The sequence below is a fragment of the Vreelandella jeotgali Hwa genome, assembly GCF_000334215.1.
Lineage (GTDB): Bacteria > Pseudomonadota > Gammaproteobacteria > Pseudomonadales > Halomonadaceae > Vreelandella > Vreelandella jeotgali.
On record NZ_AMQY01000001.1, the window covers coordinates 87,815 to 104,118 of the forward strand.

14 protein-coding genes are annotated in these 16,304 nt (G+C 64.3%); 8 read left to right on the plus strand and 6 right to left on the minus strand.

From position 1 onward, the window contains the following. The first annotated feature begins 24 nt into the window (after window positions 1-24). The 3 genes from mobA to moaA are packed head-to-tail and all read left to right on the plus strand — an operon-like array spanning window position 25 to window position 2,962. The gene (mobA, locus tag C793_RS0100435) at window positions 25-624 is read left to right on the plus strand and encodes a molybdenum cofactor guanylyltransferase MobA (protein WP_017428968.1); all 600 of its coding nucleotides are present in this window, start codon (window positions 25-27) and stop codon (window positions 622-624) included. Then, a complete protein-coding gene (moeA, locus tag C793_RS0100440) occupies window positions 621-1,910 on the plus strand; it encodes a molybdopterin molybdotransferase MoeA (RefSeq protein WP_017428969.1) in 1,290 nt (429 codons plus the stop codon). The genes mobA and moeA overlap by 4 nt, the downstream gene beginning before the upstream one ends. Beyond that, a complete protein-coding gene (gene moaA, locus C793_RS0100445) occupies window positions 1,907-2,962 on the plus strand; it encodes a GTP 3',8-cyclase MoaA (protein ID WP_083871864.1) in 1,056 nt (351 codons plus the stop codon). The genes moeA and moaA overlap by 4 nt, the downstream gene beginning before the upstream one ends. Window positions 2,963-2,985: 23 nt before the next feature. Here the strand turns inward: moaA and C793_RS0100450 are convergent, their stop codons facing one another. Continuing rightward, on the minus strand, window positions 2,986-6,075 hold the full coding sequence (locus tag C793_RS0100450) for a bifunctional diguanylate cyclase/phosphodiesterase (protein ID WP_017428971.1): 3,090 nt from the start codon (window positions 6,073-6,075) through the stop codon (window positions 2,986-2,988). A gap of 362 nt (window positions 6,076-6,437) precedes the next feature. Here C793_RS0100450 and C793_RS0100455 point away from each other — a divergent pair, with 362 nt between their 5' ends. Together C793_RS0100455 and C793_RS0100460 are read left to right on the plus strand one after the other, a co-directional pair. Next, the gene (locus C793_RS0100455) at window positions 6,438-7,097 is read left to right on the plus strand and encodes a transglycosylase SLT domain-containing protein (RefSeq protein WP_017428972.1); all 660 of its coding nucleotides are present in this window, start codon (window positions 6,438-6,440) and stop codon (window positions 7,095-7,097) included. Window positions 7,098-7,217: 120 nt separating this feature from the next. Then, window positions 7,218-7,589 (plus strand): hypothetical protein, encoded by a 372-nt coding sequence (locus C793_RS0100460; protein ID WP_017428973.1) that lies wholly within the window; start codon window positions 7,218-7,220, stop codon window positions 7,587-7,589. Window positions 7,590-7,621: 32 nt separating this feature from the next. Here the strand turns inward: C793_RS0100460 and C793_RS0100465 are convergent, their stop codons facing one another. Beyond that, a complete protein-coding gene (locus tag C793_RS0100465) occupies window positions 7,622-9,301 on the minus strand; it encodes a methyl-accepting chemotaxis protein (RefSeq protein ID WP_017428974.1) in 1,680 nt (559 codons plus the stop codon). A 127-nt stretch (window positions 9,302-9,428) separates the two neighbouring features. Then, window positions 9,429-10,871, minus strand: a complete 1,443-nt coding sequence (tnpC, locus tag C793_RS13215; protein ID WP_017428975.1) for an IS66 family transposase — start codon at window positions 10,869-10,871, stop codon at window positions 9,429-9,431. A 347-nt stretch (window positions 10,872-11,218) separates the two neighbouring features. Here tnpC and C793_RS0100475 point away from each other — a divergent pair, with 347 nt between their 5' ends. Both C793_RS0100475 and C793_RS0100480 read left to right on the plus strand, forming a co-directional pair. Next, window positions 11,219-11,695, plus strand: a complete 477-nt coding sequence (locus tag C793_RS0100475) for a TspO/MBR family protein (RefSeq protein ID WP_017428976.1) — start codon at window positions 11,219-11,221, stop codon at window positions 11,693-11,695. A gap of 35 nt (window positions 11,696-11,730) precedes the next feature. Next, window positions 11,731-12,342 carry a cell division protein ZipA C-terminal FtsZ-binding domain-containing protein gene (locus tag C793_RS0100480; RefSeq protein WP_017428977.1) on the plus strand — a complete coding sequence of 204 codons (612 nt, stop codon included), beginning with the start codon at window positions 11,731-11,733 and terminating at the stop codon, window positions 12,340-12,342. Here the strand turns inward: C793_RS0100480 and C793_RS0100485 are convergent. Then, window positions 12,339-13,169 carry a sirohydrochlorin chelatase gene (locus C793_RS0100485; protein ID WP_017428978.1) on the minus strand — a complete coding sequence of 277 codons (831 nt, stop codon included), beginning with the start codon at window positions 13,167-13,169 and terminating at the stop codon, window positions 12,339-12,341. The two genes, C793_RS0100480 and C793_RS0100485, sit on opposite strands and share 4 nt — an antisense overlap. A 119-nt stretch (window positions 13,170-13,288) precedes the next feature. On the opposite strand from C793_RS0100485, the gene C793_RS0100490 reads away from it, so the two are divergent. Continuing rightward, complete coding sequence (locus C793_RS0100490) at window positions 13,289-14,167, plus strand: DMT family transporter (RefSeq protein ID WP_017428979.1); 879 nt, start codon at window positions 13,289-13,291, stop codon at window positions 14,165-14,167. Here C793_RS0100490 and C793_RS0100495 read toward each other — a convergent pair. Beyond that, window positions 14,164-14,457 carry a hypothetical protein gene (locus C793_RS0100495; RefSeq protein WP_017428980.1) on the minus strand — a complete coding sequence of 98 codons (294 nt, stop codon included), beginning with the start codon at window positions 14,455-14,457 and terminating at the stop codon, window positions 14,164-14,166. The two genes, C793_RS0100490 and C793_RS0100495, sit on opposite strands and share 4 nt — an antisense overlap. A 110-nt stretch (window positions 14,458-14,567) precedes the next feature. Beyond that, window positions 14,568-15,968: a 2-oxoadipate dioxygenase/decarboxylase HglS gene (gene hglS, locus C793_RS0100500; RefSeq protein ID WP_017428981.1), complete on the minus strand. Its 1,401-nt coding sequence runs from the start codon at window positions 15,966-15,968 to the stop codon at window positions 14,568-14,570. Between the last annotated feature and the right edge of the window lie 336 nt (window positions 15,969-16,304).

Sequence of the window (16,304 nt, forward strand, 5' to 3'; positions counted from 1 at the left end):
CCCGGCGCGCTACAGGAGTTCCCCATGATACCCGCGCATGAGCTGACAGGGCTGATTCTCGCCGGCGGCGAAGGGCGGCGCATGGGCGGGCGCGACAAGGGCCTGGAACCGTTCGCCGGCTGCCCGCTGGTCGCCCATGTCGGCCAGCGCTTCAGCGGACAAGTGGCCGAGCTGCTGATCAGCGCCAACCGACACACCGACACCTACCGGCTTTACGCCGACCGCGTGATCGAGGACCATTGCGCCGGCTTCAACGGCCCGCTGATGGGGCTGTATGCCGGCCTTTGTGCCGCATCCACGCCCTGGCTGCTGGTTGCGCCCTGCGACACCCCGGCGCTGCCGATGGATCTGGCCGCCCGTTTGACGGCGGGTATCGGCGCGGCCGACGTCGCCGTGGCCCACGACGGCGAACGCGCCCATCCGGTTGTAGCGCTGCTGCATACGCGCCTGGCCCCGGCGCTGCGCCGCGCGCTGGATGCCGGCGAACGCTCGGTCGCGGGATTTTATGCCGGCCAGCGCGTCGCCACGATCAACATGGCCGACTGCCCCGCCGGGCTCACCAACGTCAACACGCCAGACGACAGGGCTCGCCTTGAAGCCACGCTGGCCAGGGAGGCCTCATGACTCAACCGCATGCGGCGGACACCGCGAATGACGCGCCATCGGCACCGCTCTCCTGTTTTGATCTGGCCGAGCGGATGTCCAGCGTGGACGAAGCGCGACGGACGCTGCTGACGCTGGTGGAAGCACCGCTGCCCAGCGAGCGCGTTGCCCTGCAGGAAGCCCGGGGCCGGCGCCTGGCGGAACAGCTGACCGCGCCGATCGATGTGCCGCAAAACACCAACGCGGCCATGGACGGCATCGCCCTGGCCTGGCAGACAGACCGGAACCACTGGGTACCGGCCGGGCAGGCACTGGCCGGCGAGCCGTTCACTGCGCGCCTGGCGCCCGGGGAGTGCGTGACCATTGCCACCGGCGCGCCGCTGCCCGACGGCGCCGATACGGTCATCATGCGCGAGCAGCTGACGACCCGGGGCGACCAGGTGATCGTCAACGACCCCGAGCGCGTCAGGGCCGGGCAGAACGTGCGCCAGGCCGGCGAGGATATCGCTCGGGGCAGCGTGGCGCTGGCCGCCGGCGAGCGGCTGGACGCGGCGCGGCTGGGATTTATCGCCTCGCTGGGCATTGCCGATGTGGCCGTATATCGCCGCCCGCGGGTGGCGGTATTTTCCACCGGCAGCGAGGTGACCGCGCCCGGCGAAACGCTGCCGACGGCGGGCATTTTTGACGCCAACCGCTTTACGCTGACCGGGCTGGCGCGCGAGAACGGCGCCGAGGTCATCGACCTGGGCATTCTGCCCGACGCCCCCGCCAGCATCCGCCGGGCGCTGGAAAGCGCCGCTGCCGAAGCCGACCTGGTGCTGACCAGCGGCGGCGTTTCCATGGGGCAGGCCGACTATACCCGCGAAGCCCTTGCCGAGCTGGGGCAGCTGGCGTTCTGGCGCGTGGCCATGCGCCCGGGCAAGCCGCTGGCCTGCGGCTGGCTGGGCGCGACGCGCACACCGTTTGTCGGTCTGCCGGGCAATCCGGTCGCGGCCATGGTGGCCTTTTTGCAGTTTGTGGTGCCGCTGCTGGCGCGGCTGGAAGACCAGCCATTGCGCCCGCCCGAACGCCTTTTCGCCCGGGCCGGAGAAGACCTGTCCGGGCGTACCGGACGCTGCGATTTCATTCGCGGCGTCTCCACCAGCGACCGCAACGGGCAGCTGTGGGTGCACAGCACCGGCGCCCAGGGCTCCGGCATTCTGGCGTCCATGGTCGACGCCAACTGCCTGATTGAACTACCCGATACCTGCGCGGCGGTCTCGCCGGGCGACACGGTCACGATTCAGCCGCTGAGGAGAGACGCATGACGCTATCCCCACAACCGTCATCTCAAGAGTCATCATCTCAAGAGCCAGCATCCCAACAGCCAACGCAGCAGCTCATCGACAACTTCGGTCGACGCGTCAACTATGTGCGGATGTCGGTCACCGACCGCTGCGACTTTCGCTGCGTGTACTGCATGAGCGAAGACATGACGTTTTTGCCCAAGGCGCAAATTCTCACGCTGGAAGAGCTGAACATGGTCGCCCGGGCGTTTACCCAGCTGGGGGTGGAAAAGATCCGCCTGACCGGCGGTGAACCCCTGGTGCGCAAGGGCATCACCCAGCTGGTCGACGACATCGGATCGCTGCCGGGGCTGGACGATTTCACCATGACCACCAACGGCGCGAGCCTGCCCAAACACGCCGAAGCGCTGTACAACGGCGGGCTACGCCGGCTCAATATCAGCCTGGACTCGCTGGACCCGGAGCGCTTCAAGCGCCTGACGCGTACCGGCAACCTCGACAAGGTCATCGAAGGCATCCGCGCCGCCAAAGCGGCAGGCTTCCAGCGCATCAAGCTCAACGCGGTGATTCTCAAGGGCCGCAACGAGGACGAAGTGCTGGATCTGGTGGAGTTTGCCCGCGACGAGGGGCTGGATATCAGCTTTATCGAGGAAATGCCGCTGGGCGACGTTTCCGATCACTCCCGGGCGGAGACCTATTGCTCCAGCGATGAAGTGCAGGAGCGCATCGAGGCGCGCTACCCGCTGATTCCCACCACCGAGGCTACGCCAGGGCCGTCACGGTATTTTCGCATGGCCGACAGCGATTCGCGCATCGGCTTTATCTCGCCGCACAGCCACAACTTCTGCTCCACCTGCAACCGCGTTCGCGTGACGGTAGAAGGACGGCTGCTGCTGTGCCTGGGCAACGAGCACTCGGTGGATCTGCGTGCCGTGCTGCGCCGCTATCCCGGCGACATGGACGCGCTGAAAAACGCCATCATCAACGCCATGCCGCTCAAGCCCGAACGCCACCACTTCACCACCGACGGCGATGTGCAGGTTGTGCGTTTCATGAACATGACCGGCGGCTGAGCCACCGCCGGCGCTGCTCCGGGCTATTCCCGCGTCCCGCGCCACCGGGCTTCCAGCTCGGCGGCGCGCACCGGCCGACCAAACAGATACCCCTGGAAGGCGTGGCACTGGCGTGCCGACAGCCATTCGCGCTGGGCCTCTTCTTCCACCCCTTCGGCAATAACCGCCAGCCCGAGGCTGCGGGCCAGTGCGATGGTACTTTCGACAATCGCGCCGTTGGCCGGGCTTTCAGGCAGGTGGCGGACAAATCCCTGGTCGATTTTCAGCTGATCCAGCGGCAGATAAGCCAGATAGGCCAGCGATGAATAGCCGGTACCGAAGTCGTCCAGCGAAAAGCGTACGCCCAGCTGTTGGAGGTGCTGCATCTTTTCCCGGGTTTCCGCCTGGGCCGCCACAAACAGGGTTTCGGTCACTTCCAACTTGAGGTTGGCCACCGGCACGCCGGTGCGCTGCAGAATCGCCTTGACCCGGGGGACAAAGTTATCGGCGGAAAACTGCACGGGGCTGATATTGACGGCCAGCTCCCAGGCGGCCGTTTCCGGGTCGTCCTGCCATGCCACCAGCTGTTGGCAGGCGGTTTCCAGCACCCAGGCGCCCACCTCGTTGATCATCCGGGTGCTTTCCAGCAGCGGAATGAACTCACCCGGCGAGACCAGCCCGCGCTCGGCATTTTCCCAGCGCAGTAGCGCCTCGGCACCGGTGAGCGCGCCGCTGTCATCGACCTGGGGCTGATAGAACAGCCGCCACTCGTCGTTGGGCAGCGCCTGCTTCAAATCGGCTTCGAGGCGCGTGCGCGTCATCAGCTCGGCCTGCATCCAGGGGTCAAAGAACGCCAGCGTATTGCGGCCGGCCTCCTTGGCCTGGAACAGCGCCATATCCGCCTGCTGCAGGCAGGCATCCACGCCGTCTTCGGCACCGCTGAGCATGGCAATGCCGATGCTGCCGGACACCAGCGCCGGCCCGTCGTCCAGGGTAATCGGACGACGAATGGCGGCCAGCAGCCGGTGGGCCATTTGCTCGGCGTGCTCGGCGGCCTGCTCCAGGTCGTCAGCGGGTATTTGGGTCAGGACCGCGAACTCGTCGCTGCCCTGGCGCGACAGGGTATCGGCTTCATCCAGCTCATGGCTGATCTCGCGCGCGATACGCTGCAACAGCTGGTCGCCGGCGTAATAGCCCAGGGTATCGTTGATCTGCTTGAAGTTGTCCAGATCGATAAACAGCAGCGCAGAGTAGCCGGCGTCTGCCTGCCGGCAACTGGCCAGCACATCGCCCAGACAATCCGTAAACAGGCGCCGATTGGCCAGCCCGGTCAGCGGGTCATAAAAGGCCAGCCGCTGGATTTCGCGTTCAGCAGCCTTGCGCTCGGTAATATCGGTCAGCGTGGCCACGTAGTGGGTGAGCTCGCCGCTATCGTTATGTACCGCGCTGAGTGTCAGCCATTCGGGATAGACCTCGCCGTTTTTGCGCCGGTTCCAGACTTCGCCTTCCCAGGTACCCTTGCGCACGACGTCGTGCCACATATCGCGGTAAAAGGCCTTTTCATGGCGCCCGGAGCTCAACATGCGCGGACTCTGCCCCAGCACTTCGCTTTCGCTATAGCCGGTAATGCGGGAAAAAGTGGCGTTGACCTTGAGAATGCGCTCCCGGGCATCGGTAATCATCATCCCCAGGTGGGTATGAAACGCCGTGGCGGCAATCTGCAGCTCGGCTTCCTGGGTCTTGGCCCGGGTCACGTCACGCACCGTGGCCAGCACCCCGTTGAAGCTGCCGTCACCTGCGGCCACCGGACTCAGAATGGCATGGAAGTAATGCACCCGACCGGCCAGCTGGATATCGTAGTTGAAGTCAACGGCCTCACCGCTTTGCTTGACGTGCTCGAAGGCCTGATAAAAATCGTGCGACACGGCCGCGGGCATGCATTCCGCGTACGTCGAGCCGAGCATCGACTGCGCCGGGTGCAGGGCCCACTGCCCTTCCAGCGCATGCACATAGGTAATGCGACCGTGCTCATCCAGAACAAAGATCATATCCTGGATCGAGCGCACCAGCGCTTCGAGTCGCGCTTCGCGCATCTGCGCCTGGGCACGCGCGGTTTCGCGTTCGCTGACACGCTGCGCCAGCTGATCGGCCAGCCGCAACCGGTTGGCGTAGTGGCGCACGATCCAGCCCCCCAGCACGGCAACGCAGATACCGATCAGCATCAACGACCAGAAGCGCTGCATCCAGCCGTCCAGCACCTTGTCCATGCGGTCGCCGACAACCACGGTATAGGGCAGACCGGGCAGCTTTTTCAGCTGATAGAGTCGCTCGACCCCGTCCAGCGGCGACGTCAATTGCAGGGACGCCGAGGTAGCCTCGCCGGCGATAAAATCGGCTAATATATCGCTGTCGCGCAGCGCGTTCAGCTGATCTTTCTGGCTCCCGACCCGAGGGCGACGGGCCAGCAGCTGCTGGCGGTCGTCCAGCAGGGTAATGGTCTCGCCTTCATGAATCCGCAGCCGGGCCAGGGTGGTATCAAAGACCCCGGGCGTCAGCCGCGCCGATACCAGTCCGGTGAAGTTGCCGTCGTCATCGCGCAGCCGCCGGGTATAGGCAATATAGTAATCGCGGATGAACGCCGACCAGTACATCGGGCTGACGTGCTGCTCGCGATCGGGGTCGTCGATAAAGGCCTGATAATACGTCATGCGACTGATATCAAAGCCCGGCGGATGATAAAGGCTGGAGCTGGCGCGGATGGTGCCCTGGGTATCGATGACGGCCAGCTCGTCGATCAGGGGGAGCATATCGCGGCGCGACGCCAGGGCGTCTTCCAGCCGGTGCCGCGGCTGTAGAGACTCCACCAGCGGCGGCTCCAGCATCTGGTCCACGCCGGTCAGCGCCTGATCGCTGAGAGTAAAGGTGGTGTTGACCCACTGAGCCACCAGCTCGGCCCGGGTGACGTTGCGTTCGTGCCCGGCCTGCATTTCGCGCTGGTACTGGTCGTGCAGCAGCCAGGCAAATATCGCCACCATGACAACCAGCGCCAGGCCATATATGGCGATGGCCCCCGTGCGTAGCCGCCGATTGGTACGTTCATGGCCGTGATCCACCAGGCCGGTGTCATCCGTCATGGCAAAAAGCACCCTTTGTGGTTGTGCACTTTTGTGACTGTGCACTTTGTGGTTACGTACTTGGTGATTATGTACTTTGTGATTGCGCATGGTCAGGGCCGTGTATAACGGCCGATTGCCGTGTCAGCTGTTGCGCACCGAGGGACGAACGAATAACTCGGCACCAGCACTCATCGTGCCATAATATCCGGTGCGGCTATGCCATGAATAAACGCAGTGGCCGCTGTGCCAATGGATACCGGTGCTTTTGTCACCTGAATTCATGGAGTCGCTCTTTTATACCCTGAATTCATAAAATAACTACAGCACCTTGATACCGGCCGGCAAGGCCACACGCCTTGCCGAAAAACGCGAGGGATCCCATGCGTCTACCATCCTGTCACCCTGGCCGCCTGAAACAGGCCGGCGCCGCCCTGCTGGCCCTGCTGCTGTCGGGCTGCGCGGCCTTTGCGCCTGCCCCGCCCGAGCGCCAGGAGAACCTGTGCGAGATTTTCCGCCAGCAGCCGGCATGGTACGACTATGCCCGCGACGCCGAGGAACAGTGGGGGACGCCCATCGCCACGCAGATGGCCTTCATTCAACAGGAATCCTCGTTCAAGAGCCACGTTCGCCCGCCGCGCAAGCGCATTCTGGGTTTTATCCCCGGCCCCCGGCCATCGTCGGCCAGGGGCTACGCCCAGGCACAGGACCCGGTATGGGGCGAATACAGCGACAGCGCCGGCAGCCTGTTTTCCCGCCGCACCCACATGCGCTACGCCACCGACTTTATCGGCTGGTACAACGCCCGAACGCATCGCCAAACGGGCATTTCGCTGAACAATCCCGAGCATCTCTACCTGGCCTATCACGAGGGCGCCAGCGGCTATCAGCGCGGTAGCTACCGGCAAAAACCCCGGGTGCGCCGCGCTGCCTCCCGGGTTGCCCGGCGTGCCGGACGCTACCGGTCCCAGCTGGCATCGTGCCGCGCCGAATTCCAGTGTCGGCATTTTTATCAGTTCTGGCCGTTCTGCCGCACCGACTGAGTAGCGCCCAGCGGTCACCCGGCCGGCAATCGCATCGCTGCCGTTGACAGACGCCCGGCGTGCCGCTAACTTTAATGCACGCTACGTTAAAATGAGAATCATTTATAAAGGCGATCCGGCATGAACAGCGACGTCCGCCAGCTGAATCACACCCTGGTCTTTCTACGCACCTCGTTTGAAGCCATCCAGCACTCTATTGCCGGCAGGCTGGACGATCCGCTGCCGTGCTGGCTGGATACCGGCCTGCTTTCCATGCTGTCACGCGAGCTTATCCGCAGCCACGGCCAGGCACAGGCTCTGTCACAGGAGGCGGCCGATCAGCTCCGGCTGGCCTCCGAGCGCTGCCATCAGCTGCTGCAACAGTGCCCCGGGGTACTCAGCAGCACAATCTGCCACCGCCAGCTGGCCGCCATTATTCTGCCGCTTGAGGCGGCGTCCCACCGCCTTGAATGGCCGGCAAAAAAGCGCCGCTGGTTCCGGCAGCGGCGCTAGCAACTCAGCAATTCACGGCGCTCGATGGCCGCCTAGAAGGTTTCCCAGTCGTCGTCATCGCTGGCCGATGCCGTATCACGGCGGGCCGGGGCTGACGAGGCCGGCGGTGCCGCAGCGGGCCGCGACTGCGCCAGTGCCGGCCGTCCGGTCTGCTGGTCCAGCTTGAAGAAGGCCACCGCACCGGCCAACTCGCCGGCCTGGGACTCCATCGACGCCGAAGCGTTGGCGGTTTGTTCCACCAGCGCGGCGTTTTGCTGGGTCACGTCATCCATCTGGTTGATCGCGGTGCTCATCTGGTCGATCGCGGAAGTCTGCTCGTCGGAAGCGCGGCTGACTTCTTCCATCAGGCTGGACACCTTGCCGATGTTGCCGACGATCTGCTGCATGGACTCGCCCACGGCTTCGACCAGGGTGCTGCCTTCCTTGACCACATCGCCGTTTTCCGCAATCAGCTGCTGAATTTCCTTGGCCGCCTCGGCCGAGCGCTGCGCCAGGCTGCGCACTTCCTGGGCGACCACGGAAAAGCCGCGTCCCTGCTCGCCGGCGCGGGCCGCTTCCACCGAGGCGTTCAACGCCAGAATGTTGGTCTGGAAGGCAATGCCGTCGATCAGCTCGACAATGCCGCTGATCTTGTCCGAGCTTTGCGTCAGCTCGTGCATTTTGCCCACAGCCTTGCCGACCTGTTCGCCGCCGTCGCTGGCCGACTGGCTCGCCGTGTGCGCCAGCTGGTTGGCCTCGCCGGTATGGCGGGTGTTGTTTTTCACCGTCGCGGCTACCTGCTCCATGCTGGCCGCGGTTTCCTGAAGGCTGGAAGCCTGCTCTTCGGTACGCTGCGACAGGTCCACGTTACCCGTGGAAATCTGCCCGGAGGCGGTGGAAATCGAGTCGGCGGAGACCTGGATGCTGCCGATCAACTCGTTGAGCTTGTGCTGCATGGCAGCCAGCTCCTGCATCATGTCGCCGATTTCATCGTGCGACCGGCTGACGATGGTATTGGTCAGATCGCCCTGCGCCATGGCATGGAAGTGGCCCTTGACCAGCGCCAGCGGGCGAATAATGCGGCGTACCAGCAGAGTGCCCAGTACAGCGCCAATGATCGCGGCCACGACCAGCGCGGCGATCATCAGGTTGCGCATGAACACCACCCGGTCTTCGGCGTCCTGATACGCGCCTTGGGCCTGGGTTTCTTCCTCGGTGATCAGCGCTTCCAGCGTCGCACTCATCTTGCGATACGCCGGGAGCGCGCGAGTGAAGGCGGCCTCATTCGCCTTGTCATACTGCCCTGCGGAATACAGGGGCATGGTCGGGGCAATCGCCGACAACAACGCCTTGTACTGCGTGCGGAACTGCTCCACCGTCGCCTCGCTGTCCAGACCCAGCCCGCCATCGCGCAGGTCCGCCCAGGCCTTGTCCAGCGCCGACAGGTCGAAAACGATGTTATCCATGTGCTGCTGCACTTCGTGGTCGTGCAGCTTGCTCACGGCCAGCGCCGGATCGTGCTGCCCGGCCAGCGCCAGTTCCAGCACCATGTCCTTGGCATAATCATTCAGCGAGGTAATCTGCTGCGTCGAGCGCAGACTATCCTGATAGAGCTTATCCACGGCACGGCTGGACGATGCCATGCCCACGAATCCCATGGCGCCGATAAACAGCATCAGCAACAGCATCAAGCTGATCATGGCAATGAGGCGAGCCTTGATGGTGAAACGCATTGTGTCTCCTTGTAGCGGCGCAGGTGCGGCGACAGACATTAATGTGCAAGCGTTATTGTACGCAAATCATTGTGCAAATTTGTATGTGTGTATTGATATATATCAAATAGTCTAGTAACTATTTAGCTCATGCCGCCTGATCCAGCTCGTCCTCTCGCATGAAGGCAGGCACCTCACCGGCAAACAGTTGCTCCAGCGCCGTGTGCGCCGCCAGGCCCTGTTTAACGGCCGTCGAGAGGAAACTGCGCATCCGACAGAAGATCTCCGCCCCCTCCCACGAGCGGAAACAGCCCGAGATCTTCTGCTGGACCTTTGTCATCCGCAGGTCGCGCTCTCCCTGGTTGTTGGTGAAGGGAACGGCAGGATCCTCGAGGAAGCGCAGCACGTCATCCTCATACGCCCGGAGGCGTTCGAGCAGGTTGCGCGCTTTGGTGCGCCTGGTGCGCCCACGGGTTCCGGGGGGTGGCCTGGCCGGTGGCGGACATTCGGCCTCACCCTCCGCCAGGCAGTCCCGGTAGCGAACTCGCCAGCGCTGCGCCTCGTCTGACGGGAGGCTGCCTCCCGCCTCATCAACGGCGCGATTCATGGCCAACAGCAGATCATGCAGCGACGTCGCCCAGGTTTGCTGGTCGTGGTCCCGGACGCCGGTCAGTTCGCGAAGGTGATGGGCATTGCACAGCGCGTGCCGGCAATCGTGGTAGCGGTAATAGGGCTTCCAATGATCATGCACCAGTACTCCCTGGACGTAAGGCAGGATGCCGATGGCGTCCATGGCCTCCTGGCCGCGCTTTGCATGAGGCGCCAGGTAGGTCAAGGCCTCATTCGAGGCGCAATGCAGCCAGTAGCGCTTGCCACCGACCTGCATCCCGGTTTCATCGGCATGCACGGTAGCCGCTTCACGTAGCGCCGGGATCACCCACTCGGCAAAGGGCTCGGCTCGCCGGCAGGCCTCCTGGTTGAAGGCAAACAGGGTGCCGGTGCTCAGTGACAGGCCATACTGCGACGTCAGCAGCTCCCGAATGCGCGCATAAGGCAGCAGCTGGTATTGGGAGAGATAGACGGCATGCGCCTTGAGACGCGGGCCATACTGGATCGGGCGGGTCACGCCGTCGGGAAACGGCGCTACATGGCGTTGGCCCCGATCATCTTCCAGCACCTCGGCCTGGTACTCGGTCACCACCGACTGGATCACGATGTCCCGGACCTGACGCTTCTCAACGCCGACCGAGTGATACGCTCGCCCCTTGTTGGGCAGGGTGCGGCGATCGACGCGCAACGACACGACCTCATCGGGGTCGGTAACCGGCTCCAGCGTCCTGCCTTCGTGACCCGGTTGCCCGCCGGGGCGACGCTCGCCCTTTGCCCGGGAGCGGCGTTGGCGGTTGAGGTCCTGTGACGGCGGCTTGCTGCTATTGCGGCTGCTGGTCGCCAGCCGGTCCGACATCAACTTGACCAGCAGCATCAGGACGTCGATCGCGGCGCGCAGCGAAGGAGAGACCGTGCGGTCTTCCTTGAGCTGCTGACGGACCTGCTCGAGGGCCTCGTCGACGTTGATATCGCTGATGGTCATGTTGCCTGCTGGGTGGGGGAGTCGAATGACGGTACTATGCCTGAAGGAACAGCGGGTTGGCGAGTCTCATCCGACGCCACCTGAATAGTTACATAGTCTAAATATAACCTCGACATAATGAATGTTGGCACAGATTAATCCGCCACATTTCAATCCGGCGCCGTTCCATCCAGCACATTGCGATCAAGTATGGCGCAGGTTGTCTCGACGTATGCCGGCGCAATCAGGGGCCACTCGCTTGCCGGGAAAGCGGACCCGCGGGCAAAATGCTCCCTTTATGTCATATACGGTTCCGGCGAGCGCTGTGCGACGATGCGGCGCTGATGTCTGAAACCGGGGAGGCGCCATTGTTACTGTCCATTGCAAGCCTGCTGGTGTCGCTCATGCTGGTGGGCGCAGCCGCATCAAGCGGCGCGCGGTTTCGCCCGGGTGACTGGTACCAGGCTCTCGATAAACCGGCGTGGACCCCGCCGGCCCTGGCCTTTCCCGTCGCCTGGGGTATTCTGTACCTGCTGATGGCGCTGGCCGCATGGCGAGTGTATATGGCCGAGCCGTCGACATGGCGCACCGCCGGCCTGGTGGTTTATGTGCTACAGCTGGGCGCCAACGCGGCCTGGTCGTGGCTGTTCTTCGGGCGTCACCGCATTTTCGGCGCGCTGCTGGATATCGTGCTGCTGCTGGGACTGATCGGCATCACGACGGTGCTGTTTGCCGGCGCCAGCGTGCTGGCTGCCTGGCTCATGGTGCCCTATATTCTCTGGGTCATGTTGGCGCTTGCCCTTAACACCAGCGTCTGGCGGCGTAACCGCTACCCCGGGACGTAAGCCGCGCCGGGTTCACACCACAGGAGACAATACGCATGAACACCACGCCATTGGCCACCACGCTTGCGCTGGGTTCACTGATTCTGGGGATGGCAGCAGCGGCACTGTTTGTCTATGTCGGCGTCAGCCGCTGGCGCAAAAAAGAAGCAGCGCGGCAGGTGGCCGATGATGACGCGCGTTCTTCCCGCCGGACGCAAAGCGCCGCCGAGACTCCGTCACCGGACTCGTCCGGCGGCTCACCGTCGCGCCGGAAAAAACCCCACCAGTATTCACTGTTCGTGATTTTCAACCAGCCCGGCCCGGATACCGACGAGCGCCTGACGCACTGGTTGAGTGACAAAAACGCAACCTTCGATCCGCTGACCCACGTCTTCCACATCGACGGCGAGCAGCCGTCCAGCCCGATCACCGTGGCCAATGCGTTCCCCCCGGGGGAAATGCCCGACCTGCTCCGCGGGGAAACCCACGCCCCGATCCGCGGCATCAGCCTGCTGGTCAAACCGCCGCTACGCCGGCGGCGCAACCAGCAGATGATCGTCTACGTCGATTTGGCCAAGGAAATGCGCGAACTGTTTGACGGCGAAATGCTCGACAGCGAGCGCGCCCCCGCTACCGACGACACCTACGAGGCGATCATCAACGGCTAGCCGGCCAGCGCCTGCTGTACGCGGGAGGCCAGGATGGCCACGATGTCGGGGTGCTCTCCCACCAGCCGGGTTGGCGTGATGTGCCGACCCGGCTCGCCGCTCGCCACCGCGCGGATATGCGCAATGTCACCGTCCTCGCCGGCGTGGCGACCGGGTGACAGAAACAGCATGGCCAGCACCACATGCCCCCGGGTGAGACGCTCACTCTCCAGCGCGCCGGCCAGCAGCGGCTCGTTGAAGCGATAAGCTTCGCCCTCGCGGCGCTCCATCGAAGCCGGCATCACGCCCAGGGCGTCATCGGCCAGCAGCACACTCAGCTGGCCGGCCAGCCGATTGCGCACGGCGGTAACCCCGGGCACCGGGCTCCCGTGGTCCACCAGCACGACGTTGTAGGGCTCGCCGTCGGGGGCAGCACGGCGTACGTTATCGGCCAGTATCCGTGCCAGGCGCAGGTCCACCGGCGCCTGCTCATCCACCAGCGGCGGCGTTATCACCACGCGCACCTCGGGAAAACGCTGCTGGAGCTCGGCCATGCGCGCGGGCACCTGGTCGGTCAGGGCTCGACTCGGGCCGAAAAAAAACGGCACCACGATGATCTCGGTCACGCCCCGAGCGGCGGCGCGCTCGGCGGCCGGGCCCAGCATCACGGCGGGCTCGCCGCCCAGGTCTTCGGCCGGCACCCTGTCGGAGTGACGCAACGAAGCCGCCTGCACGGTCTTCCCGCAGGTATCGCTCAAGCGCGCCGCCACGCGGCGCAGGTTATGCGTCGCCTGCGGACGCAGGGAGCCGTTATCGACCAGAAAAATGGCAGGCGTGGAATCGCTCACGCTTCGATCACCTCCGGATAAATCGCGTTATACTGCGCGGTCGTGCGCCATTCAAACGACAGCGTTACCCGACGACGCTATCATGGCGACCGCCACCACCGCACTGCCCAGGAGCCGCCATGCCCACCGGGACCCCCGCCGTACCGCTTTCCAGCCTGCTGCTTGCCGTCATCGGTGCCGTGGGCATGGGGACCATCGGCGTTATTTCGCGCATTACCGGACTCAACGCCGAGAGCATTACCTTCTACCGCCTGGGGCTGGGCGCCCTGTTTCTACTGCTGTACCTGATGGCGACACGACGAGGGCAGCACTTGCGCCATGCGCCCGGCTGGGGCGTGGTGATCAGCGGCTGTTTTCTTGCGGCGTTTATTCTCTGCTATGTCCAGGCCATGAACTACACCCGGATGGCCAACGCCATCCTGATGGTCTATCTGGCGCCGGTCTTTTCGGCGGTGGTCGCGCATTTTCTCTTTCGCGAACGGCTGGGGCGCCCGCAGTTACTCTGTATCGCCGCGGCGCTGTTCGGCTTTGCCATGATGCAGGAGTTTCACCTCCAGCTGAACGGCGGCCGCGATGCCGTGGGGCTGGGTTTCGGGCTGCTGGCGATGCTGGCCTACAGCGGCTTCATCCTCACCAACCGCGGCCTGCCGCCGCGTACCAACGATCGCACCGGGGCTTTCTGGCAGCTTTTTTTTGGCGCCCTGGCGATTCTGCCCTTTGCCCTGCTCCGGCCCGAAGGGCTGAGTGCAGCGGCCTGGCAGTGGCCCTGGCTGGTGGGAGCCGGCCTGGTACCCGGGTTTCTGGCGCTGCTGTGCGCCGTGCTGGCCATCAACCGCCTGCCTACCGCGCTGTATGGCACCCTGGCCTACTGCGAACCCCTGGCCGTGGTGCTGTTTGGCTGGAGCCTGTTTGGCGAGACGCTGACGCCGCTACAGCTGGGCGGCTGCGGGGTTATCGTGGCCAGCGGTATTACCCAGGCCCGCTTGAAAGCGCGCTAGACCAGCAGCCAGGACAGGACCAGCAAGCCGATGGCCACGCGCACCACGGCGCCGATCAGAGCGCCGCGCAACAGCGCGCGCAGGCCGCCAAACAGCAGCCAGAGCCCGACAATCAGCACCAGGATACTGAAAAGCGAGCCGCTGATACCCAGCGAACGCGTCAGGCCGTCGACAAACTCCTGGGCGGCGCTCAGGGTATTGTCGAACAGCGACAGCAGAAACGTGACAACGCCGTGGATGGCGTTGCCCAGGGTCTCACCGATATCGTCAAAAAAGCCGTTGGCCTGCATCTGGCATTCCCGTCCGTTGAACAAAGGCGGTCATGATCCCTTTATCTCACGCTCCGGTGCAACTGGCGTTACCCTGCCCGCCTCACGGGCATTGCGTTTCCGCTCCCGGCTTATGACGTTTTGAGCGCTTCGAGCGCGGCATCCAGCGACGCGCGCTCGCGCCGGGCGTAAAGGGCAATTTCGTCGATCACGTCACCGCCCAGCGCGGCCTCGAACGCCGCCTGGTCGCCGCTTTCCGCCGGCTCGGGGGCAGTCGCGCCGTCATCGCCGGGTGCCGAGCCGGACTCGGACCGGGTCGACAGGTTGGACTGAAAAATGCCCGCCGCGCTCACCGGCAGAAAATCCTCGTAGATCATGGGCGTTGCTTCAAGCGCGCCGCGTTCGATCAGGCTTTCCACGTTGGCCGCGCTGATATCATCCGCCGCAAGCCCCGCCCGGCGCTCTGCCGGCCAGTAATGGAAAAAGGCCAGCCCCTCGCGGCGCAGCGTGGCCTCGTCGTCGGGAAAGTCGGCAAATGCCGCCGCCAGCCGCTGCTGATGGGTGGCGTTGTCCTCGGCCGGTGTGCCCTCGCGGGCGTTGGCCAGCAAGCGGTCATACAGCGCTCGGCCGCTGGCTGTGAGCGCGACCCCACGCTGCTCGATTTCCCCGAAGCGCGCGGTATGCGAGCCGGGTTCATCGCCGGCAAAGCGCACCGGCTCGTTGAGCGCCTTGAAGCTGGTCTGGCGCAGTAAAAGCGGGCAGCGCCGACGCGGCGGACCTTCAATAATGGCTTTCGGGGTAATGCCGTAGTCGGGCATGCGCCGCTGGACGGTATCAATATCCAGGGTGCGCGGCGTCAGGTGGTTGATATGCGGGCCGCGGAAACACACCACATCGGCAATCAGCCGGTGCTCGGCGCTCAGCGATTCATGAGTGGCGCGATCCACGGTGGCGTCGCTGTGCCAGCGAAAGGTATCCAGCGCCTCGGTCACAAAGGTATCGGCGTCAGCGTCGCTCAGCCCGCCCTGCGCTTCGCTGCGCTGAATCAGCGTTTTGACCCCGGGAGTGAAAATATCCCGGGCCGCGAGAATCTCGCGGGCACGCTCGCGCAGGGCGTCCGAGGCAATCAGCTCGGGGCGCAGCAGCGACGTAAACACGCGGAACGGATTGGCGCGCAAGGCGTCGTCGTCCACCGGGCGGAACGCCGTGGCGTGTACCGGCACATTGGCCCGGGACAGATCATAATAGCCCACCGGCCACATACCCATCACGGCGAACAGGCGGCGCAGCATGGCTAGCTCTCCGGGCGTGCCCACGCGAATGGCGCCGTGTCGCTCTTCGTTCAGCCGCCGGCTTTCACCGGCGATATCCAGACGCCGTGCCAGATCGGGATCAGCGTTCAGGGTCTCGCGGTTGACCGCCTCGACCAGCTCCAGCAGCGTGCCGTATTGCGGCACCTCGTCGCGGTACATGGCCGACATGGCGCGGGAAAAACGCGCGCGAATACGGTCGGGGCTGATCCACTGGCTCATGGGAGGCTCCTCAATGGCGAATATCGGGACAAGACGAATCTCGGACAGGCGCGCCAGCCGGGTCCAACAGCACCCTCCGGCAATGCACGGCTCCAGCATAACCAACCCCGGCGCGCGTGTTTTGCGAAAATCGCCGGCGTTTCTACGAAAATGCGCCCGGACCGTTGGGTTCTTGCCCTACACCGAAAACCGGCTATATTGAGCATTTGCCACGCCCTTGGTCTACATGCAGGCATATTGATTTAGCGTATAATCGCGCCGGGTACGGCAACGTATGTCAACACGCTATTCCTGTCCGGTTCTCCCGCATGGAGTCCGGACCCGGGCCGCCTGACG

Excerpts from the sequence above, each read along its gene's own strand:
- mobA (WP_017428968.1), top strand. The coding sequence starts at position 25 with ATGATACCCGCGCATGAGCTGACAGGGCTGATTCTCGCCGGCGGCGAA.
- moeA (WP_017428969.1), top strand. The coding sequence starts at position 621 with ATGACTCAACCGCATGCGGCGGACACCGCGAATGACGCGCCATCGGCA.
- moaA (WP_083871864.1), top strand. The coding sequence starts at position 1,907 with ATGACGCTATCCCCACAACCGTCATCTCAAGAGTCATCATCTCAAGAG.
- C793_RS0100450 (WP_017428971.1), bottom strand. The coding sequence starts at position 6,075 with ATGACGGATGACACCGGCCTGGTGGATCACGGCCATGAACGTACCAAT.
- C793_RS0100455 (WP_017428972.1), top strand. The coding sequence starts at position 6,438 with ATGCGTCTACCATCCTGTCACCCTGGCCGCCTGAAACAGGCCGGCGCC.
- C793_RS0100460 (WP_017428973.1), top strand. The coding sequence starts at position 7,218 with ATGAACAGCGACGTCCGCCAGCTGAATCACACCCTGGTCTTTCTACGC.
- C793_RS0100465 (WP_017428974.1), bottom strand. The coding sequence starts at position 9,301 with ATGCGTTTCACCATCAAGGCTCGCCTCATTGCCATGATCAGCTTGATG.
- tnpC (WP_017428975.1), bottom strand. The coding sequence starts at position 10,871 with ATGACCATCAGCGATATCAACGTCGACGAGGCCCTCGAGCAGGTCCGT.
- C793_RS0100480 (WP_017428977.1), top strand. The coding sequence starts at position 11,731 with ATGAACACCACGCCATTGGCCACCACGCTTGCGCTGGGTTCACTGATT.
- C793_RS0100490 (WP_017428979.1), top strand. The coding sequence starts at position 13,289 with ATGCCCACCGGGACCCCCGCCGTACCGCTTTCCAGCCTGCTGCTTGCC.
- C793_RS0100495 (WP_017428980.1), bottom strand. The coding sequence starts at position 14,457 with ATGCAGGCCAACGGCTTTTTTGACGATATCGGTGAGACCCTGGGCAAC.
- hglS (WP_017428981.1), bottom strand. The coding sequence starts at position 15,968 with ATGAGCCAGTGGATCAGCCCCGACCGTATTCGCGCGCGTTTTTCCCGC.